Raw genomic sequence first — 20,579 nt, 5'->3', positions numbered from 1 at the left:
AATGACCAGTCAACAGAAAATTAACATCGGATTATTTGGATTTGGTGTGGTGGGACAAGGCCTGTACGACGTGATAAGCCAAAGCCCGGCGCTCGATAAGGCCATCTCCAAAATATGTGTCAAAAATAAGAAAGAGAGAGGTTTACCCGAAGAGCTTTTTTGCTACGATGCCAATGACATACTTAACGATCCGGAAATAAATACCGTAGTTGAACTTATCAACGATTCTCAGGAAGCTTATCAGATAGTAAAAACGGCTCTCAGCAAAGGCAAAAACGTTGTTTCGGCCAATAAAAAAATGATTGCCGAAAACATGAAGGAGATGATTGAGCTCCAGAAAAAGCACAACGTATCCTTGCTTTATGAAGCGTCGGCATGTGGTAGTATCCCTGTCATACGTAGTCTGGAGGAGTATTACGACAACGACCTGCTTCTGTCTGTAACCGGAATTCTCAACGGCTCATCCAACTACATCCTCTCCAAGGTTTTTGACCACAACAAACTTTACACCGAGGCGCTAAAAGAAGCTCAGGACTTAGGGTTTGCAGAGGCTGACCCATCTTTCGATGTAGATGGCTTCGATTCGCTCTTCAAACTCATCATTCTTACCATGCACAGCTTTGGTGTGGTAATAAATCCCGATGAAGTATTGAATTACGGCATCTCAAACATATCCGACTTTGACATCCGCTATGCCCGCGAGAAAGGTTTTAAAATCAAACTGGTGGGTCAGGTGGAACGCTTGCGCGATAAAAAAATCACCCTCTTTGTGTTGCCACGCTTTGTGGCACGCGACAAATATATTTACAGTGTAGAAGACGAATTTAATGGCGTGGTAATAAAAGGCCTGGCCTACGACAAGCAGTTTATGTTTGGTAAAGGAGCAGGCGGCCATCCAACCGGGTCGGCTGTGCTATCCGACATTACGGCATTGATGCACAACTATCGGTATGAGTATAAAAAGGCCAACTATTTTGAGGGTTTTAACTATTTTAAGGATGGTGCCATTGAGATTTACCTTCGCTACAACCATCCGGACGTCCTAAAGCTCATCGATTTTCAATCGGTTTCCGAAGCCTACCAGGGACCTGTGCATTCCTATAAAATAGGATTTGTAAAGCTTAGCTGCCTGATACAAAAAAAGGAGCTGCTACGAAACAATAAAGATCTGTTCATAGCAGCTACCGGAAAATCGTTAAACTATTAGGAGGCTAGCCTCCTTTTAAAGCCTCGGCTCCGCCGGTTATTTCCACTATCTGATTGGTAATGGCAGTCTGGCGGGCCTTGTTATAACTTAGTTGCAAATCACGAATAAGATCCGAAGCATTGTCTGTTGCTTTATGCATAGAGGTCATCCGTGCCCCATGTTCCGATGCCAAAGATTCAAGCACTACCTGGTAAAGCATGGTCTGAAGCATCTTGGGAATAAGAGAATCGATGATGCTGACTGGATCCGGCTCCAGAATATAATCAAGAAGTTCATCAGCAGTATCTGACTTTGGCACGGCAAATGGCAGATACTGTTGTACTTGTACCGCCTGAACAGCTGCGTTCACAAACTCATTATACACCAGTATCACCTCCTTCAGATTTCCCTCCTTAAACTCTAACATCAACTCATTGGCCAATCCTGAAATCGATTCGTAAGAGGCAGAAAAGAGCAATTCATGATATATAAAATCTGCCTTGATGTCGCGTGACTTAAAGAGTTTCTCAATCTGTTTGCCCATTACACCAACCAATACATTCCCTTTGCGATATTCATCGCGCAATTTACCTGATAAAAGACTTTGTACCTCCTTCACCACGTTTATGTTGAACCCACCACACAACCCGCGGTTGGATGCTATTGCAAGCACCAGAGTTAATTTGCCTTTCCCGCTCACGGTATATGAAACAGGTATCTTCTCATCAATCGCGCTGGTTAAGTCTTGGATAATTGATGCCAAACGACTGGTAAAAGGCCTGATGTGCGAGATATCATCCTGCGCCTTTTTCAATCGGGCAGCAGAAACCATCTTCATGGCACTCGTCACCTGACGGGTGGTCTTAACCGAATTTATGCGGGTGCGTATGTCTTTAAGGTTTGCCATCTTAGTCTGAAAAAATTACTCCTGGTCGTGAACTCTGTATTTCACACAAAGATCCTCTGCCACATCACGCAGTAATGCCTCAATATCATCATCCAGTTTTCCGGCAGTAATACTCTCCAACACAACACCATGCCTCAGCTCCAGATTCTGAATAAAATCGTGCTCAAATTCCTGTATTTTATCCATAGGCACATCGCGAAGTAAACCTCTGGTTCCACAAAAAATCAGAGCTACCTGTTGCGCTACTGCCATAGGCTTATATTGTGGCTGTTTTAAAAGTTCAACATTCTTGCGCCCTTTATCCAACACCGCCATGGTTGCAAGATCAAGATCAGAACCGAATTTGGAGAAAGCTTCAAGCTCGCGATACTGTGCCTGATCGAGTTTCAATGTGCCGGCCACTTTCTTCATTGGCTTAATTTGAGCATTACCACCAACACGGGAAACGGATATTCCCACGTTAATTGCGGGTCGAATGCCGGCATTAAACAACGACGATTCAAGAAAAATCTGCCCATCGGTAATAGATATCACGTTGGTTGGGATATATGCCGATACGTCACCTGCCTGTGTTTCGATAATTGGCAGGGCAGTGAGCGAACCGCCACCTTTTACAATGCTTGCGATGGAAGCAGGTAGGTCGTTCATCTTTGAAGCAATCTCTTTCGAATCGATAATTCTTGCTGCACGCTCCAGCAAGCGTGAATGCAGGTAAAAAATATCACCGGGGAATGCCTCCCGCCCGGGTGGGCGCCTCAAAAGCAATGATACTTCGCGATATGAAACCGCCTGTTTTGATAAATCATCATAAATAATCAGTGCGTGACGGCCAGTGTCGCGAAAAAATTCTCCAATAGCTGTTCCGGTAAAAGGTGCGTAAAACTGCATGGCAGCAGGATCTGAGGCGGTGGCCATCACCACAACCGTGTAGTCCATGGCGCCATGCTGCTCAAGGGTTTTTACAATTTGTGCCACGGTACTACCTTTCTGACCAATGGCAACATATACACAAAATACCGGCTCCCCTTTATCGTAAAAGGCTTTTTGGTTGATGATGGTATCAAGCGCAATGGCCGTTTTCCCGGTTTGCCGGTCGCCAATGATCAGCTCCCTCTGGCCACGACCGATAGGTGTCATGGCATCAATGGCCTTTAGTCCGGTTTGCAATGGTTCTTTAACGGGCTGCCTGAAAATCACCTCGGGAGCTTTACGTTCCAGTGGCATCTCGTACAATTCACCAAGTACGGGGCCTTTTCCGTCAAGCGGTTCTCCAAGGGAATTCACCACACGACCCGCCATACCATCGCCCACGCGTATGGATGCGATTCGTCCGGTACGGCGCACCACGTCGCCCTCGCGAACCAGATGGGAAGGACCAAAAAGCACAATTCCGACGTTATCCTGCTCCAGGTTAAGAACCACACCCATGCATCTATCCAACTCAACAAGTTCGTTGGATTTTACATTGGTCAGGCCATATACCCGGGCAATTCCGTCTCCCACCTGAAGAACCGTCCCAACTTCCTCCAACTGGGAAGATGATTGAAATCCCTCAATCTGCTTGCGCAAAAGGTCAGAGACCTCAGAAGGTTTGATTTGTTCCATTAGCTGAACTTCTAATTAGTCAACAATTTCTTTTTCATAGAGCGCAACTGCCCCGTTATACTGCCATCAACCATTTTGCCATCCATCATAAGCACCAAGCCACCGATAATATCAGGGTCAACGCGGCATTCGAGTTCGGCCAAACAGCTAAACTGCCTGCCTATACTCTCACAAATAGCCTGATGCATTTTATCATCGATGGGCACAGCTGTTATTACCGTAACGGTTTTAATGCCCTTAAACCTGCGATACATCTCGATAAAATTGAGAAGGATACTACTTAGAAGTACCTCTCTGTTGTTATTGATAACCAAATCAATAAACTTGAGTGTATATACATGCAATTGCTTTTCAAAAATACCATGAAAAACCTGGATCTTTTTGCCTGGCTTAATCAATGCGTTGCGTAAAAATTGATCAAGATCCTGCGACTCCTTCATGACCCCCTTTAAGTAGGAACAGTCGATGTAAATGGAATCGAGCACCAATTCATCTACTTTCCCCAATTGAAAGAGCGCATTGGCATACCGCATGGCTATCAGGCTTGCATTCATTTATACGAATGGTTTGTTAAATTCGATGAACCGTACAATCAAAATTAGTTAAAATTCACCTGATTGAGGTATTCATTAATTACATGTTTCTGTTTTTCATCACTGGCAAGTTCCTGCTTCAGAATCTTCTCAGCAATTTCGAGTGATATTAACCCTATTTGCTGCCTAATTTCAGATAAAGACTCCTTACGCTCGCGTTGTATCTGGGCACGGGCTTGCTCTATCATTCGGGTAGATTCGGCTTCGGCCGCGGTTCTTGCTTCCCTGATTATTTCCTCCCTGAGGTCGCGCGCTTCACGTATCATCTTCTCCCTTTCCAAACGAGATGCTTCTATCATCTGTTTGCGGGTATCTGATAGTTTGCGCAACTCTTCACGAGCCTGGTCGGCGTCCTTCAGCGAAAACTCTATGTACTCCTCCCTCACTTTAAGCGCCCTTAGGATTGGTTTCCAGGCGTACTTTCTCAACAAAATGAGTAACGTGAGAAATGAAAAGGAGGTCCAGAAAACCAACCCGGGATCCGGCATCAAAAGTCCCATAATACAACAATTTGGTTAGTGCAAAAACGATTACCTTATCCCAGCCACGCCACAACAATGGCAAAAAGTGTAGCTCCTTCAATTAACGCAGCAACCACAATCATTGCGGTTTGAATTTTTGAGCTGATCTCGGGCTGACGGGCCATAGCTTCCATAGCGGCTTGCGCTATTCTACTAATACCATAAGCAGCAGAGAAAACAATCAGGCCTAAGCCAAAAGGGGTTAAATTCAATCCTTCCATGTTAAAAAAGTTTTAGTTTGATTAATGATGTTCATTCACTGCCATGCCAATGAACAGTGAGGTTAATAAAGTGAATATATAAGCTTGCAGAATAGCCACCAAAAACTCCAGAGAATACATTATCAACGATAACAGTATGGTCATTGGCGCGGCATAAACCGATTGCATTATAAATATCATGGAGGTTAAGCTGAGTATGATAATATGGCCTGCAGTAATGTTGGCAAACAAACGCAACATAAGTGCAAATGGCTTGGTAATCAATCCTATAATCTCAACTGGCACAAGAAAAATCTTCACAAAAAACGGAATGCCTGGTGCGATTAAAACTTCCTTCCAGTAATGCTTTGATCCGAAAATATTTATAGCAAAAAAAGACATCACTGCCAAGGTGAGTGTAAAGGATATATTTCCGGATAGGTTTGCACCACCCGGGAAAAATGGTATCAATCCAATAAGGTTATTAATCCAGATAAAAAAGAAGAGGGTAAGAAGGTAGGGCATAAACAAATCAGCCTTTCGCGCATCTATTTGCTCACGGGCAATATCATCTCTCACAAATAGGATAATGGGCTCAACAAGCAACTGAATTCCCTTGGGCACAGCCAAACCGCCTCGTTTAGAATATCTTTTGGCTGCTGTTCCAAAAATCAGGAAAATTAAAAAACTGCCCAAAAACATGCTCGCCACATTCTTGGTGATAGAGAAATTTAATGGCTTTGCGTTAGCTACTTCTCCCTTTTCATTGTAATGGATTGTTCCTTCTACATTGGTAAGATAAATTTTTCCGTGATACAATTTAAGGTATGCACCTTCAACGGGCACCAGATTCTTACCGCCATGGAACCGCGATGACATGAAGGCGTGAAACCGGCCACTATGCCAAATTATTACTGGTAAAGGCATTGAGATGTGAACCTCTTCCCCCGAAGCCTTGGTGTATGTCACAATATGAAATTCATGTGCATCGGCAATGTGATGCATAATCATTTCAGTTGCATCAAACTGACCGGACTTTTCCCCGGCCACTGAAGCATTTACTTGCAGCGGCAATATTGTCGCTATCAAAAAGAAAAATAGACCTGCTGCTCTCATTGACGCGAGTGCTTTTTCAAATGAATGTGTTTATATGTTCCCGGCACTATCCCCATTTGTTTTTGGCGGGAGTAACCATTTCAATTTCCAGAAGGTATCGATTCCGAGGAAAATCAGATAAATCCCAATCCCAACTTTTGCCACTATACGATGATTTGTCTCTTCAGGTTCAAGAAAAATGAATAAAAGAATTAAAAGAATTAATTGATTGACCAATGTTATGCCTGCAAACGACAACCCAGTCCATTCTGACTTGCTCAACTTCAACAGTTTAAACAAAACTGTTCCGGTGGTAAAAAGTGCAGTAAGCACAAACGAAAAAATTATCCATTTGGTCCAAATTGCAAGACCAATGGATTGGAAAAAGAGTAATCCGCCAACCAGAATAACAGCACCTAAAATAATTTCCTTGATCAATAGTCTAATCATGTGATTTATATTTTATGGTAAAATAAAAAAAATGCCGATAAGAAGTATAATCCTTATCGACATTTTTGCTAATTATTTATAACTACCAGTGTGTTATCAACCAAAACCTCTTAACGGGGGCATGATACATGGTATTTATGAGTGCGTGAAATATTTTAAAAAGCGACCAGCCTATTATCTTATCTATTAAAAATCAAAGCTAACTGATGTCACCCTTTTAATCATACTACTTTTTCTCTTCGCGGAGCGGGATTGTTGGCGCATTTCCGCCCATTGTGCAGGTTCCTGAGAATATGGCACCAGGCTCAATAGAAAGTTTACCCGATTTGATATCACCATTTACTTTGGAACTGGCTTTAAGCGAAAGCAGTTCGGAAACGGTAGCCTTACCATTAAGTGTTCCGGCAATTTCGGCATTGCTGCAAACTATTTCACCCTTTACAAAACCATTGTTGCCAATAACTACTTTTCCTTTGGAGTTAATGTTGCCTTCGATGTTTCCATCAATGCGGATATCTCCGTTGGTCTCAATATTACCAACTATTTTGGTACCCGGCCCAATCATATTTGGCAATTTGCTTTCCGCTTCGTAGTTTTTCATTGTTCAATTTTTTATGTGTTATAGATATAGAAAAAACGCGTCAAACTCTAAGAACCCCAAAATTAGGGTCAGACTTCTACCTGCTAATCTTTTCCATTTTAGCTCTTGTGGATATAGAACCCCGATTATCGGTTTACTTGAAAATATTATACAGGTGGTAGTCTCAAAACAACTCCGCACCATGCAAAACTCGTGCCTTTAGGTCAAAGATGAGAGTGCTATCTGTATTCAATCTAAACTTACTCTCCTAAATATCCGATAAAGGATTCTAAAACAACCATTGCATCAATTACCTAACCGATAATAATGTATTATTCTGAACAAATATAAAAAAATTGAATGCCGCATGGAAGCAAAGCGCGTGAAAATGGTATAATTATAGGGTAATAATTAACTTCTCTGGTCTTTTACAGGAATCAGTTCTTTAAGCATTTCAACCTGTTTATCTTTGTTAACTTGCCTCATTTTTCTCGCCGTTTCGGTATAGTAACGGTGACGGGAAAGAAAATCGAGCTGTTTTTGATTCCATTCAGGAGAACTCATTTTTCCATTATACTCGGTAAGTTCTTTATAAAGATTGTCAGACAGAATAAGGAAATCGCTGCGTCCGAGATAGTCCAGATCAGCATCTTTTAAAATGGCCTGAAGCTTATTAACAGGGCGGGCTTTGGGTCTCGTAACTTCTATCAACCGCGCAATCTGATCAATTTGCGAAGGGGTATATTTAAACCGTTTCAGAACATCAGCCGAAAGCTCTATACTATTGGTTTCATGGTCGTTGTAGGTTATAAGAAAACCTGTGTCGTGCATCAGTGCAGCAGTTTTAAGAAGCAACAACTCCTCTTCACTCACACCTTCACCACGACCTATGATTTCCACTTGTGTTACGACATCAATAGTATGCTTTACGTTGTGATAGGAAACATTTTGGGGGAGTTCCTTCTCCAATCGTTCAAGCACAGCCATCTCCAAATCGATAAACCGGATGTGTTGCAACCTGATGTTGAACAATTCATTTGGAACATCCTTTGTCCCCTCTTCACAAAGTTCCGGGTTTATGCCTTTGATGAAATACATATCTATCTCTCCCTTATATTTAACCGGCATCTTACCGCGATACTCGCAAATAAAAAAGTCCCTTACCAATTGATAGGTTGTACCGGTAATATTGATTTCTCCGGCCACACCGGAAGACTCCATCCTGCTTGCAATGTTTACTGTGTCACCCCAGATGTCGTTACTGGCCTTGTTTCGTCCCACTTTCCCGGAAATAACCGGTCCGGTATGAATTCCAATTCTCAGCTCCCAGAAGTCTTGATGCTCACGTATTTTTCTTGCTCGCAGCTGCTGCATATAATTCTGTATTTCGAGTGCAACCAAAACCATCTCTACGGGGTGTGTGCTACTTTTCCCCGGAATTCCGCCTGCAGCCATATAGGCATCTCCAATGGTTTTAATCTTTTCGATGCCATGCTTCTCTACAACAGAATCGAACTTGAAAAAGAAATGATCAAGTTCATCAATAAGTACTTCGGGGTTCAGGTGTTCTACAATTTTTGTAAAACCTTGTATATCGGCAAACAAGACAGTAACGCTATTATACTTTACCGGCTTAATTTTTGCGCCTTCAGAAACGTTCATACCCTCCTGATCATACCCACTTCGGATGCGCATGGCTTTTTCTTTTACCTGCAATGCCTGACTGACCCGCTCCGCTGCCAACTCCTCTACTTTACGGAAAAAATATTGCCGTAAATAATAAAGAATCACCAACAATGCAATTACCGAGAATAATACTATCAACACCATAATCCCCACCAATAGTTTAACAACAATGAACGAGCTAATACAATAAAAACCAATGAACATCCTTATTACAATCGAAAATCAATTGAATAGGTACGCTGCAATATTCTATCCTGCAATTGGATAAAACAATAAACCCACAACTTGAACTTACAAGGAGATGAACCTAATAATATATAGGTGTAATTTAAGAAAAACTTCCTCCAAACAGTGTATCCATATACCAAATAATTGAAAGTGTCATGAAATATTATCAACACTCATTCTATATAGTGAAAAAAAGCGCGATTCTGTAAACATTCTGTCGCTTCTCTCGTAGATGCCTATGAAAATTCACCCTATAAAATCGATGCTTTATAAAATTAATTATTCAAAAGTGTGTTTGTTTTACCAAATGTACTATATTTAATTCGCAAAATTTAACTCTGAACAGATTACAATATGGAAGCCCTGAATCATAGCATAATTGTGCCTTACGACTTCACGGAAGTGGCCATGAATGCTGTAGCCCATGCAGTGAACCTTTCTAAAAGATTAGATACGGGAATTACACTCTTGCATATCGCTAAAAAAGATACTGAAATCAACGAGCTTGAGCAACAGTTAACTGCCGAGGCTCAAAAAATTAACGAGACTTACAACGTCAAACCAGCTTGTTTGGTCAAGGAGGGTTCGATTTTTAAAACCATTAACCAGGTGGCTCATGAAGTGGAAGCTACTCTGATTGTGATGGGAACCCATGGAATGAAAGGGCTTCAGAAACTGACCGGCAGTTGGGCTTTAAAAGTAATTGTAGGTTCAAAAATCCCTTTTCTGGTTGTGCAAGAGCCGCCAAAGTCAGCGGAAGAAGAGATAAAGCTGGTTTTTCCGGTTGACTTTAAATCGGAAAACAAGGAAAAACTCAAGTGGGCACAATTTATGGCCAAATATTTTCCGTCAAAAATCTATCTCTTTTCGGCAACATCCAAAGAGGGCGTGGTTGATCCGCGCACAAAGGCCAATTTGGTGTTTTGTAAAGCCTTTCTGGAAGAGCGGAATATTAACTATGAATTGGTGCTCTCAAAAAATGATGCGTCGTTTAGTCAGGAAACACTCGATTTTGCGCAGAGCCGGGATGCTGACCTCATCATCATTATGACCACCCGTGACATAGCATTTCACGATTATGTGCTTGGTGCTCAAGAACAATATATGATAGCCAACTCAGCCAAAATACCGGTTATGGTGATTAACCCGCGCACCGATCTCATGAAATATGGTTATGGCAACTTTGGGTAAACCCAATTGCCAATTTATATAAATCAAACCCTCCCGGCCACTGGCTGAACGGAGGGTTTTTTATAATATATCTCAGATTATTTTTATATTTTCGCATCAAGTAGTTTAGGGATATAATTGTGTGAAACAGATATGTTAAAGAAAAAACACAACAAACTTCCTAAATTTTAGTTCTACCATTAAACAAACACCGGCTAAGAATGAAACTGGTTTTTGCCACACATAACAATCACAAACTTCAGGAGATTTTAGAGCTTCTTAACAGCTCCACAGAATTGTTGAGCCTTAACGACATTGGATACCATCACGACATTGAAGAAACAGGAAGCAATCTTACTGAAAACGCCCTCATAAAAGCTCGCACCATCTACAACCATTTCAATTACAATGTTTTTGCAGATGATACCGGACTTGAAATTGATGCCCTGGGAGGTGATCCTGGTGTTTTATCTGCCAGGTTTGCAGGCGAAGAGAAAGATGCACAAAAAAACATGGCCAAGGTTCTGATGTTAATGAAAGACCAACCAAACAGATCAGCCCGGTTTAAAACTGTAATAGCACTCATTATAGAAGGCGAAGAGTATCTTTTTGAGGGAGTTGTAGAAGGACAAATTCTGCATACGCCATCAGGAAATATGGGCTTTGGATATGACCCCATATTTAAGCCGGAAGGCTTCAGCTGCTCCTTTGCCGAGATGGATGCTGCACAAAAGAACAAAATAAGCCACCGCGGACGAGCAGTAGAAAAATTAATTGCACACTTAATATCGATTCAATGATCAAGCACATTTTGAGTTTCATTTTGTTGTTATCCTCCTTTCTTTTTGTAAATGGGGAAGAAGTGTTGCGAACCGGAGAATGGCGATCACACTTTGCATATAACAATTGCTTTGAAATCATTGAAACACCAACGCAGGTAATTGGCGCTACCAGCATGGGATTGATAATACTCGAAAAATCGGACTATTCCTTAAGTACACTTACCCGAATAAATGGGCTTTCAGACTATGGCATCTCCACTGTAAACCATGTGCCTTCCAGGCAATCTATAATAATTGGATACACAAACGGGAACATTGATGTGCTTCAAAATGGCACTACAACGAACATCAACGACCTGAAAATTAGGCAGATGGATGGCAGCAAACGCATTAACCACATTCACACCATTGGTGATAAAGCTTATTGCGCTACCGATTTTGCCATTCTGGTTGTCGATTTAAAAAAGTTTGAGTTTGAATCGACTTATTTCATCGGAGAAAACGCTTCTGACCTGAAGATTTTTCAAATTACCAGTGATGCTGACTATTTGTATGCTGCAACTGAAAAAGGAGTATTACGAGCACGACTAGACGCTCCAAACATACAAATTTACGATGCCTGGAGTCTGTATTCACCCGATAATTTATCATATAACTCTATAAGCTCTTTCGGAAATGGATTTGTAGTGTCGAGAGGATCTATTCGTGAAACCTGTACCTTAATGTTTCTGAGAAATGACGCCACAACAAACATAGCAAATGTATCTACTTTTATTAAGCTCAGAACCTACAGTGATCGCATTGTTTCCATAAGCAGTAATGCCATTAGAGTTTACAACAACAATTTTCAGTTAACGCAAACCATCGAAAGCCCAACCATAAACGGACAAGCATTTACCCCATCTTTTAGGGATGCACATATCAGTAGTAACAATCAACTCTGGATTGCTGATTTCAACCTAGGTCTGCTCAATCTGGAACCAACAGGCATTTATAGTCAATATTTACCAGCAGGGCCACTCAATAATTATGTGTTTCAGGCCAGATTCATTGGCGATAAATTGTGGACTGTTCCAGGAGGCACAAGCACAACATGGAATAACACCAACACTACGGCATCAGTGTCAGTCCTTACTCCAACTGGATGGAAATATTTCACACGACAAAATACAGCACTATTTGCCGGAGCTGTTGATTTAATGAGCATCACCGAAAACCCAAAAAACCAGGACAATGTCTTCATCAACTCTTGGGGCAGCGGTATTTTTGAAGTGACTGCTCAGGAAGGAGACTTGAAAGTTACCAACAACTATTTTATCCCTCCAAACGGCTTGCAAAGTGCCACGGGCGACAATAGAAGATTTGTGAGAGTAGCTGCTACTGCTTTTGATAGAAACAATGTGTTGTGGGCTACAAACTCATCTGTAAACAATGCCATTGTAGCTTTTTATCCTGACGAAAACCTCTGGATTCGATATAGTTACTATATTCCGGCACTTACACAAGGCTTAGCACCCTTATTGATTACATCAAATGGAGATATCTGGTTATCTATCTTTCGCGAAGGATTAACTGTTTCCAAAGGAGCTAAGGGATTATTTGTGTGGAATGTTAACAACACACCAAAAGACCAAAGTGACGATCGCTATCGTGGAGCCATTCCTCCTTCATTAGATCAGGATAATAGAAACAAAGGACAATTACTGCTTTGGGATGAGGAAGGAAGTGAGATAACAAACAACATCTACTCAATGGCTGAAGACCAGAATGGACACATCTGGATGGGAACAGACCGTGGCATTGTTGTTCAGTATCAGCCACAAACAATTTTTACACGTGAAAAGCCTGTATTTTCCAGAATTAAAGTACCTCGCAGAGATGGTTCAATTTATGCGGATTTTCTTTTAGGAAACGAAATAGTCAGTGCAATAGCCATCGACCCGGCCAATCGTAAATGGCTAGGCACACAGGGGAATGGACTTTTTCTGGTTTCTGCCGATGGAACAAAGGAGATACATGCATTCAACACCTCAAACAGTCCTTTGCCATCAGACTATATATCCGCAATTACCATCGACGAAAGGTCTGGAGAGGTTTATATTGCAACCAATAATGGCCTTATCTCTTTCAAGGGAACTGCCACGCGAGGAAGTAATAGCTATTCGGACATGTACGTTTATCCAAACCCTGTCAGACCGGGCTTTAATGGAAACATCACCATCACCGGGTTGGTTGCTAAAACCAATGTTAAGATTACCGATGTTTCCGGGAAACTGGTATATGAAACCTCATCGGTGGGCGGACAAGCCTTCTGGGATGGAAGAAATCTTTGGGGAGATTCTGTTAAATCAGGTGTTTACCTGATATTTGTAGCCAGTGAAGACGGTAGTCAATCAGCTGTAACCAAGGTAGCAATTATAAGGTAAGAGACTAAAATTGAAACTCATCTAAACCGGTTAAATATGCTCAGAAAAAACTTGACAATTGCTGGTATCATATCGCTTGTTATCATCATTGTTATAGCTTTCCTGTATGTTCGTAAGGGGCAACGATTTGAAGAGAACGACCCGGTATCTGCTGTTCCGGTAAACGCTGCCATCATACTTCAAATAAACAATCCTGAAAAACTGAGTGGGTCACTTTCCTCAAATACAACCTTCACCGCCGATCTTATTCATTTCGAGAGTTTCCGAACCATCAGAAAAATTACAGCGTTTTTGGATTCTGCATTCGTTTTAAAAAACAATCCGATTAACAAACTTAAGAAAAGGCCTTTTACACTGTCGCTCCATACCGATGAAGATGATAAAAGTTGGATTGTAAGCTGCGCAATAAAAACCAGAGCAGAAGCCAATGAAATTAACCGGTTAATAAGCTCCTTTTCAACATCATCGCAACAAGTAAAAAAAGAGGGGGTAACCATAACCCTAATTAAAGATAGTAAGTTGATTCCGATACCTGTTTACGTTTTGGCATATCGAGGCATTCTCTCCATTTCAAATTCAGAATCGTTGTTGTCTGCATCAGTAAAACAGAGAAAAAGAAACATCTCTTTACTGGATGATGCGTCCTTTAAAAAAATCCATAAAACGTCATTCACCTCCAACACTACGTCTGTCTATCTCAATTTCAATCATCTACAAGAGTACACATCCGATTTGTTTTCAGCACCATTTCTAAACCGGGTGTCGGATTGGACTGAGCTTGATTTGGACATCAGAAATGACGGCATATATCTGAATGGCTTTACTTTTGGCACCGGAGACTCCCTGTTTACCAAACTGTTTGATGGCATTTCACCTCAGAAGAATGAGATTTCGGGAGTGTTGCCTGCATCCACCAAGTTTATGATGAGTTACTCACTGCATACAAAGGAGCGTTTTAAGGACAATCTTGTGAGCTTAATAACGAAAAGTGACCGAAACGAAACCTATACGCAACAATCAGCAGCATTTAAGAGAAAGCACAATGCAGAGTTTGCGGATCTCTTCTTCTCTTTCATCGAAAGAGAGTGTGCATTAATTTACACAGAACCTGACAACCGAAATCCTCACAACAACAAACTGTTGGTCTTTTTCACTTCCGGACAATCGGCTGCGTTGCAGGCTTTACAGGAAATGATGACAAAAAATGGTAAAAGCACGCAACCATTCGGATGGACAGAGCTGGATAACCAAACACGGTTTCCTGTTTATGAAACACCAGACCCATTGATGATGCAACAGTTCTGGGGTTTTCTCTTCCCGGAAGTTCCGGCACGCTATTTTGCCTTTTATCGAAATTATCTTGTGTTTGCTAATAGTGCGGAGGCTATCGGTAGTTTCATGTATGCCAACATTCTGAATAAAACACTTTCGGCACATCCATATTATGCCCCCTTCACCGAAAACTTTTCCTATCAGGAGAACTTTTCCCTTTTCGCCGAGATTCCTTTTATATTTAACTTATCCAACAAACACCTGAATCGCACGCACTTTAATCCAACCAATGAGCAGAATAAGGCACTGGCCAATTTTTATGGTATTGGAATTCAGATGTCGGCAGCAGGTGATTTAACATACACCACACTGCATGCCAACCACGCTCCACACAGAGACAAAGAGCCACGCACGATTTGGCAGAGCAGGCTCGACTCAGCCATCATTGGCAAACCCGCTCTGGTAGACAACCACGTTTCCGGAGAAAAAGAGATTCTTGTGCAGGATGCATCCTACAATCTATATCTGATAAACAATATGGGGCGTGTGTTGTGGAAGCGCCCGCTCGACGGCCCAATCATAAGCGAAATATCTCAGATAGACTATTACAGAAACAACAAATTGCAATACCTTTTTAATACAGCTGATCGCATCTATTTGCTTGACCGAAACGGCAACCATGTAGCGCGGTATCCATTTACTTTGCCTGCCAAAGCAACAAACGGACTGGCCGTATTCGATTACGAAAACAACAAAGATTATCGAATATTTCTGGCCTTGGCCGATAAACGCATTTACCTGTTCGATAAAACAGGGAATCGAAACCCGGGCTGGTCGTTACCTCAGACAGAAGGAGTTGTGTCAACACCTGTACAGTATTTTCACAATCAGGGGCGTGACTATATTGTATTCAGCGATCAATTCAGAAACTACATACTCGACAGACGTGGGGAAACCAGGGTGGTACCCTCTGTGCCTTTCACACGAAACCAATTCTCGGCCTTTTTCCTTGAAGGAGAGAACAGCGATAGGGCAGCACTTGTTACTTCTACGGTAAATGGGGAGTTGGCAAAAATTGCTCTGCCCTCAGGAAGCACTTCGCTTACAAAGATTATTGATACCTCAGGAGAACATCAGTTTACGCTTTTGCCTGCAGCTTCAACTTCACCGGAGTATCTATACATCACACGTAACAATCTGGTTATTTATAATTCTGCCGGTAAAGAAACTCTCAATGTTATTTTTGATGAGCCAATACATCCACATGTGGATTTATATCGCTTTTCGGCTAACGACATCAAGTTTGGAGTTGTTGAAAAAACAGGCGGACAAATCCACCTTATAAACAGAGATGGCTCCACGTATAAAGGATTCCCGCTTAAAGGAATAAGCCGTTTCAGCATTGGATTTCTTAAATCATCGGCCTACAGATTCAATCTCATCACCGGAGGAGAGTTCAATTATCTCTATAATTACAGAATTGAATGATGTGGGGAAACAATAGACAAGCTTGTCCGCTACAATTGGGGATTTTTGACACACCAAACACAAGCTGTTTAAGTCAACTTATCACTGTTTCTTAAGCAAAAAAATAACACCACAATGGGTTTTGGATTACGGAGATGGACAGCAACATTAGGCGCTATTTAACTTTATAAACTAAATGACAATCAATTACCAATGAAAAAATTAAAGATTGGTGTGCTTGGTGTTTCAAATCACTTTATAAAGCGCATTGCACTACCACTGCAAAAAACATCAAACTGCCACATATACGCCATAGCATCGCGTCAGAGATTAAAAGCTGAATCGGTAGCTGATGATTTTAACATTCCTTTGGTTTGCAACAACTACGAGGATCTCATTTCACATCCGGATGTGGATGCAATTTACAATCCACTTCCAAACCATCTTCACGCCGAGTGGACTATTAAGGCGCTTGAACAAGGCAAACCAGTACTTTGTGAAAAACCACTAGGCATGGACGAGGCAGAAGCTAAAAAAATGGCCGATGTGTCAAATATCACTGGTATCCCGGTAATGGAGGCCTTTATGTACAAATTTCATCCAATGTGGCAACATACGCGCAACTTGATAAAAACCAACCAGATTGGAAACATCTCATACATTCACACCTCCTTCTCGTACAATAACCCATCAGAAACCAACATCAGAAACAATAAAGATTTTGGGGGTGGTGCTTTAATGGATATTGGATGTTACGCCATCTCTGTTCCTCGGTTTTTATTGGATAAGGAACCTCTGCGCGTTTTGGCTCAAAGCATAACCCATCCCGATTTTGGAACTGACATGCACACTTCGGGGCTGTTGGATTTTGGGAGTGCGAGAGCCTCTTTTCACGTTTCTACCATGTCTGAGCCCTTTCAGAAGGTTGATATAGTAGGAACTGCCGGCAGCATTACAATCCATATCCCTTTTAATAGTTATGTGGATGTGCCATCAACTATCACAGTTAATACCGGTCAGGGTAGTCGCGACGTAAATTTTCCGGTTAGTGATGCCTACGGATTGATGTTTGATGCCTTTGCCAAGGCCTTGATAAATGGAGAAAAGATGCCAAACCCACTATCTGATGCCATAGGCAATATGAATGTAATAGATACCATTCGGAAATCAGCAGAAATAGGGAGCTGGGTTAGCATTTCGGATTAACCCTACACATGTCGTTATTACTATCATTATCAATAAAAAAGATACGTTGCTGTAAATTTTATGATAATTGATATGCTTTGTTCTAACTTTACTTACAGGACGATTTGTTCCGTGATAGGTGAAATAGACATGGTGCATTGATGCATTAAACGCGTACAGATGCCTTCTGCTATTTAACCCATAAACTTTTGATTATCTGGCAGGTTTTATGAAAGGAAAATTATATCAGGCAGATATCTATTCCCGCATCCGTATTCAATAACTGACATGAACAAACTACTAATTGGCATATTTGTATTGCTGACAGCCTGTAGCAATCCCGGGCAGTTTAAGGTTCTCTCCATATCAGCAAGTAGCAATGGAATTGCTATTGCCGATTGGGAGCTCTGCTTTCCAGGCATCATCAAATTTATTGAAGATCAAAACAGTGATATAGTAACATTGCAGGCGATTAAGCCGCAATATGTGAAGGATTTTCGCACAGTGCTTGGTGCATATTCGGTTGTTACGGGTGAAAATGATGAAGATGATACCGAGTTTACCATGAATCCTGTGCTTTTCCGCTCCGACAGGTTCACACTGCTTTCGAAGTCAAAATTTTGGTTGTCAGACACGCCTGAAGTACCCGAAAGTTTCACATGGGGTGGAAATGAACCTCGAACGGTTTCGTGGGTTAAACTACAGAGCATTAGATCGGGACATATTTTTTACGTTTTCAATGCACATTTCTGCCATCTGGATGAAAGCGCCAGAGTTAAAAGTTCCATTTTACTTCTAACGAAAATCCATAACATCGCAGGAAACGCTCCTGTAATTGTAACCGGCTGTTTCAATATGTCAGAAACCTCTGCTTCCTATCAGATTCTTACTTCAAACTGGGACCGATATCTTTCGTTAGAAAATTGCTCACATACAGCAACCAGGAAGATAGCGCGCAAAAACGCAAATGGCTTGGATGAAATAACGCCGGGAATAATACTATCGAACGGATACTTGCAAACATTGAAACACGTGAGCTATAACACCCTTTCGGCAAACGGAGAAAAACTTACTGCACATGAGCCGGTAATGGTAAAGATGCGATTTCTGTTTGAGCGTCGCACGCGACAAGGAACCATGGTGGTTCCTCCCTGGTTAACTCAATAAGTCAATGTGATTAAATACCCTGTATGGCGGCGAATATTTAGTACCCGATCATCATCAAACAAGATATATTGGCCTTTTACGCCGCTCAATCTTCCAGATATCTCTTTTTGGGCATCAAAACTTAGGCTTACCGGAGACGTAGGATATCTATCTACCGGATAGAGCAAACTCGTCACAGCCGCATCCTCACAAACAAACGCTCTCATTTCTGGTGTTAACAATGATATGGCTCTTTCGCGAAAGTCAATAAGATTAAGCGTTTCATCTACATTGTTGGTCACCATTTTTTTCCATGATGTTTTATCGGTAAAATGACGGCTTAAGTACTGTTCTATCAAACCGGCCATGTGGCGGTTAGGCGTTTTGCATAGTTTAACGGCAGATGTGGCACCCTGATCAATCCAACGCACGGGCACTTGCGACTCACGGGTTACACCAACCTTTACATCGCCGGTATTTGCCAGATAGACATAATGCGACTGAAGACAGTGGCCTCTTGCCCACTCCATGTTGCGCGAAACACCCAAATGGGCCTTACACAAAGCTGGACGCAAAACGCAGTCATCAGCCTCCGGCGCAGTTTGCATACATGAAAAACAGAATCCTTGTGCAAACGATTTCTTGGTCACTTTTCCGCAAGAGATACAGTTGATTGTATCCATAAACAAAAGAGAAACCTCCTGCCCTACCAAATCGTTTACAGCTACAGTTATTCCTTCCAGCTCTAAATAATAGTGCACCCGATTGTTTGCAGAGAGTTCTCCCAGCATCTTTAATAAATTACCAGTTACTCGCTGCTTGGTCATTGGCGTTTTATCTCCTTGGCATCTACTATTTTAAAAAGCTTATCGGCACGGCGAATTTTGGTCTCCACAGGCATCGAAAACGTATCACCCTTTTTAACGGCATCTACCTGTTTCAACTCGAGACGAAGCTCCGGTACAACCATTTCAACAGCACCGGTTGTGGGGCCGGTAATTAAAATCTTATCACCTACGCTTAGGTCATGGGTTTCAAGCAAGAACTCCCCTACTCCTATTTTGGGGAAATAATTGGTTCCCTTACCAATATAAATCTTGCGCTCAGTAGCCATTGAACCGTAATTGGCACTCCATTCTCCCAGTTTTTGGCCAAGGTAGTATCCATCCCAAAATCCCCGGTTAAATACAGCAGCCAACTGCTTGTCCCATGCATCAATTTTGGCTTGATCAAAAGTGCCAGCTAGAATAGACTCTATGGCTTCGCTGTAGCATCTGGAAACAGTTTTTACATATTCCGGCCCTCTGGCACGACCTTCGATTTTGAATACCCTTACACCTGCATCCACCATCCGGTTAAGAAAATGAATGGTTTTTAAATCCTTGGGTGACATGATGTATTGATTATCTACCTCAAGTTCCTCACCAGTCTCCTTGTCGGTTACGATATAACTCCGGCGACATGTTTGCAAGCAAGCGCCACGATTGGCTGATGACTTTAACTGATGCAGACTAAGGTAACATTTCCCCGAAACAGCCATACACAAGGCGCCATGTGTAAACATTTCGATTCGTATAAGCTCGCCACGGGGTCCTCTGATGTTTTCTCTTACAATGGCCTCATGTATCACCTTCACTTGTTCCATGTTTAGCTCGCGTGCCAACACAACCACATCGGCAAAGAGGCTATAAAATTTGAGCGTTTCAATATTTGAAATGTTTACCTGGGTGGAGATATGAACCTCCACATCTTTACTTCTGGCATAATGAATGGCGGACTGATCAGATGCGATGACGGCAGAAATTCCGCTCTCTTTAGCCACATCAACCATTCGCTTCATTTCATTCAAATCCTCATCGTATAGCGTAATGTTCAAAGTCAGATAGGACTTAAGGCCATTGTCGCGACAAATGTCTGCTATTTGTTTTAAATCCTCCGGACTAAAATTGGCCGATGAGCGCGAACGCATATTCAGGTTACCTGCCCCAAAATATACTGAATCGGCACCTCCTTGTATAGCGGCCATTAACGATTCAAACGAACCGGCAGGCGCCATAATCTCAAAATCTTCTCGTTTCAT

At 41.9% G+C, this 20,579-nt stretch carries 18 protein-coding genes; 7 read left to right on the top strand and 11 right to left on the bottom strand.

Going from position 1 to position 20,579, the window contains the following annotated elements:
- Position 1 precedes the first annotated feature (1 nt).
- Positions 2 to 1,207, top strand: a complete 1,206-nt coding sequence (locus ALKIM_RS0109110) for a homoserine dehydrogenase (RefSeq protein ID WP_026474364.1) — start codon at positions 2 to 4, stop codon at positions 1,205 to 1,207.
- A gap of 4 nt (positions 1,208 to 1,211) precedes the next feature.
- On the opposite strand, the gene atpG is transcribed toward ALKIM_RS0109110, so the two are convergent.
- From atpG to ALKIM_RS0109065, 9 genes are all read right to left on the bottom strand, one after another.
- The gene (atpG, locus tag ALKIM_RS0109105; protein WP_026474363.1) at positions 1,212 to 2,093 is read right to left on the bottom strand and encodes an ATP synthase F1 subunit gamma; all 882 of its coding nucleotides are present in this window, start codon (positions 2,091 to 2,093) and stop codon (positions 1,212 to 1,214) included.
- A gap of 15 nt (positions 2,094 to 2,108) precedes the next feature.
- Positions 2,109 to 3,698, bottom strand: coding sequence for a F0F1 ATP synthase subunit alpha (atpA, locus tag ALKIM_RS0109100; protein ID WP_026474362.1), 1,590 nt, complete (start codon positions 3,696 to 3,698; stop codon positions 2,109 to 2,111).
- A gap of 11 nt (positions 3,699 to 3,709) precedes the next feature.
- A complete protein-coding gene (atpH, locus tag ALKIM_RS19280; protein WP_052345504.1) occupies positions 3,710 to 4,252 on the bottom strand; it encodes an ATP synthase F1 subunit delta in 543 nt (180 codons plus the stop codon).
- A gap of 44 nt (positions 4,253 to 4,296) precedes the next feature.
- Positions 4,297 to 4,791: a F0F1 ATP synthase subunit B gene (atpF, locus tag ALKIM_RS0109090; protein WP_026474361.1), complete on the bottom strand. Its 495-nt coding sequence runs from the start codon at positions 4,789 to 4,791 to the stop codon at positions 4,297 to 4,299.
- A 35-nt stretch (positions 4,792 to 4,826) separates the two neighbouring features.
- Positions 4,827 to 5,033: an ATP synthase F0 subunit C gene (gene atpE, locus ALKIM_RS0109085; protein ID WP_026474360.1), complete on the bottom strand. Its 207-nt coding sequence runs from the start codon at positions 5,031 to 5,033 to the stop codon at positions 4,827 to 4,829.
- A gap of 21 nt (positions 5,034 to 5,054) precedes the next feature.
- Complete coding sequence (atpB, locus tag ALKIM_RS0109080; protein ID WP_026474359.1) at positions 5,055 to 6,128, bottom strand: F0F1 ATP synthase subunit A; 1,074 nt, start codon at positions 6,126 to 6,128, stop codon at positions 5,055 to 5,057.
- 30 nt (positions 6,129 to 6,158) lie between these two features.
- Positions 6,159 to 6,557 carry a hypothetical protein gene (locus tag ALKIM_RS0109075; RefSeq protein ID WP_026474358.1) on the bottom strand — a complete coding sequence of 133 codons (399 nt, stop codon included), beginning with the start codon at positions 6,555 to 6,557 and terminating at the stop codon, positions 6,159 to 6,161.
- Between the two features lie 226 nt (positions 6,558 to 6,783).
- Positions 6,784 to 7,158, bottom strand: a complete 375-nt coding sequence (locus tag ALKIM_RS0109070; protein ID WP_026474357.1) for a bactofilin family protein — start codon at positions 7,156 to 7,158, stop codon at positions 6,784 to 6,786.
- Positions 7,159 to 7,548: 390 nt separating this feature from the next.
- Positions 7,549 to 8,967, bottom strand: a complete 1,419-nt coding sequence (locus ALKIM_RS0109065; protein ID WP_044118245.1) for an adenylate/guanylate cyclase domain-containing protein — start codon at positions 8,965 to 8,967, stop codon at positions 7,549 to 7,551.
- 438 nt (positions 8,968 to 9,405) lie between these two features.
- Here ALKIM_RS0109065 and ALKIM_RS0109060 point away from each other — a divergent pair, with 438 nt between their 5' ends.
- The 6 genes from ALKIM_RS0109060 (at position 9,406) to ALKIM_RS0109035 (ending at position 18,520) form a co-directional block, all read left to right on the top strand.
- Complete coding sequence (locus tag ALKIM_RS0109060; protein WP_026474355.1) at positions 9,406 to 10,242, top strand: universal stress protein; 837 nt, start codon at positions 9,406 to 9,408, stop codon at positions 10,240 to 10,242.
- Positions 10,243 to 10,442: 200 nt separating this feature from the next.
- Positions 10,443 to 11,021, top strand: a complete 579-nt coding sequence (gene rdgB, locus ALKIM_RS0109055; protein WP_026474354.1) for an RdgB/HAM1 family non-canonical purine NTP pyrophosphatase — start codon at positions 10,443 to 10,445, stop codon at positions 11,019 to 11,021.
- Complete coding sequence (gene porZ, locus ALKIM_RS0109050; RefSeq protein WP_052345503.1) at positions 11,018 to 13,429, top strand: type IX secretion system anionic LPS delivery protein PorZ; 2,412 nt, start codon at positions 11,018 to 11,020, stop codon at positions 13,427 to 13,429. The genes rdgB and porZ overlap by 4 nt, the downstream gene beginning before the upstream one ends.
- Before the next feature lie 36 nt (positions 13,430 to 13,465).
- Positions 13,466 to 16,189, top strand: a complete 2,724-nt coding sequence (locus ALKIM_RS0109045; RefSeq protein ID WP_026474352.1) for a DUF3352 domain-containing protein — start codon at positions 13,466 to 13,468, stop codon at positions 16,187 to 16,189.
- 192 nt (positions 16,190 to 16,381) lie between these two features.
- Positions 16,382 to 17,374 carry a Gfo/Idh/MocA family protein gene (locus ALKIM_RS0109040; RefSeq protein WP_026474351.1) on the top strand — a complete coding sequence of 331 codons (993 nt, stop codon included), beginning with the start codon at positions 16,382 to 16,384 and terminating at the stop codon, positions 17,372 to 17,374.
- 267 nt (positions 17,375 to 17,641) lie between these two features.
- Positions 17,642 to 18,520, top strand: a complete 879-nt coding sequence (locus tag ALKIM_RS0109035) for an exonuclease/endonuclease/phosphatase family protein (RefSeq protein WP_026474350.1) — start codon at positions 17,642 to 17,644, stop codon at positions 18,518 to 18,520.
- Here ALKIM_RS0109035 and ALKIM_RS0109030 read toward each other — a convergent pair.
- Both ALKIM_RS0109030 and ALKIM_RS0109025 read right to left on the bottom strand, forming a co-directional pair.
- Complete coding sequence (locus ALKIM_RS0109030) at positions 18,514 to 19,326, bottom strand: DUF2797 domain-containing protein (protein ID WP_026474349.1); 813 nt, start codon at positions 19,324 to 19,326, stop codon at positions 18,514 to 18,516. The genes ALKIM_RS0109035 and ALKIM_RS0109030 overlap by 7 nt on opposite strands.
- Entirely contained in the window at positions 19,323 to 20,579 is a 1,257-nt protein-coding gene (locus ALKIM_RS0109025; RefSeq protein ID WP_026474348.1) for a peptidase U32 family protein, read from the bottom strand. Before ALKIM_RS0109025 ends, ALKIM_RS0109030 begins: the two co-directional genes overlap by 4 nt.

Source organism: Alkaliflexus imshenetskii DSM 15055 (assembly GCF_000517065.1).
In the GTDB taxonomy this organism is placed as follows: domain Bacteria; phylum Bacteroidota; class Bacteroidia; order Bacteroidales; family Marinilabiliaceae; genus Alkaliflexus; species Alkaliflexus imshenetskii.
This window is presented reverse-complemented; position numbering and strand designations above follow the sequence as displayed.

Coding starts and splice junctions, on each gene's coding strand:
- ALKIM_RS0109110 (WP_026474364.1), top strand. CDS start 2: ATGACCAGTCAACAGAAAATTAACATCGGATTATTTGGATTTGGTGTG.
- atpG (WP_026474363.1), bottom strand. CDS start 2,093: ATGGCAAACCTTAAAGACATACGCACCCGCATAAATTCGGTTAAGACC.
- atpA (WP_026474362.1), bottom strand. CDS start 3,698: ATGGAACAAATCAAACCTTCTGAGGTCTCTGACCTTTTGCGCAAGCAG.
- atpH (WP_052345504.1), bottom strand. CDS start 4,252: ATGAATGCAAGCCTGATAGCCATGCGGTATGCCAATGCGCTCTTTCAA.
- atpF (WP_026474361.1), bottom strand. CDS start 4,791: ATGGGACTTTTGATGCCGGATCCCGGGTTGGTTTTCTGGACCTCCTTT.
- atpE (WP_026474360.1), bottom strand. CDS start 5,033: ATGGAAGGATTGAATTTAACCCCTTTTGGCTTAGGCCTGATTGTTTTC.
- atpB (WP_026474359.1), bottom strand. CDS start 6,128: ATGAGAGCAGCAGGTCTATTTTTCTTTTTGATAGCGACAATATTGCCG.
- ALKIM_RS0109075 (WP_026474358.1), bottom strand. CDS start 6,557: ATGATTAGACTATTGATCAAGGAAATTATTTTAGGTGCTGTTATTCTG.
- ALKIM_RS0109070 (WP_026474357.1), bottom strand. CDS start 7,158: ATGAAAAACTACGAAGCGGAAAGCAAATTGCCAAATATGATTGGGCCG.
- ALKIM_RS0109065 (WP_044118245.1), bottom strand. CDS start 8,967: ATGGTGTTGATAGTATTATTCTCGGTAATTGCATTGTTGGTGATTCTT.
- ALKIM_RS0109060 (WP_026474355.1), top strand. CDS start 9,406: ATGGAAGCCCTGAATCATAGCATAATTGTGCCTTACGACTTCACGGAA.
- rdgB (WP_026474354.1), top strand. CDS start 10,443: ATGAAACTGGTTTTTGCCACACATAACAATCACAAACTTCAGGAGATT.
- porZ (WP_052345503.1), top strand. CDS start 11,018: ATGATCAAGCACATTTTGAGTTTCATTTTGTTGTTATCCTCCTTTCTT.
- ALKIM_RS0109045 (WP_026474352.1), top strand. CDS start 13,466: ATGCTCAGAAAAAACTTGACAATTGCTGGTATCATATCGCTTGTTATC.
- ALKIM_RS0109040 (WP_026474351.1), top strand. CDS start 16,382: ATGAAAAAATTAAAGATTGGTGTGCTTGGTGTTTCAAATCACTTTATA.
- ALKIM_RS0109035 (WP_026474350.1), top strand. CDS start 17,642: ATGAACAAACTACTAATTGGCATATTTGTATTGCTGACAGCCTGTAGC.
- ALKIM_RS0109030 (WP_026474349.1), bottom strand. CDS start 19,326: ATGACCAAGCAGCGAGTAACTGGTAATTTATTAAAGATGCTGGGAGAA.
- ALKIM_RS0109025 (WP_026474348.1), bottom strand. CDS start 20,579: ATGAAACGAGAAGATTTTGAGATTATGGCGCCTGCCGGTTCGTTTGAA.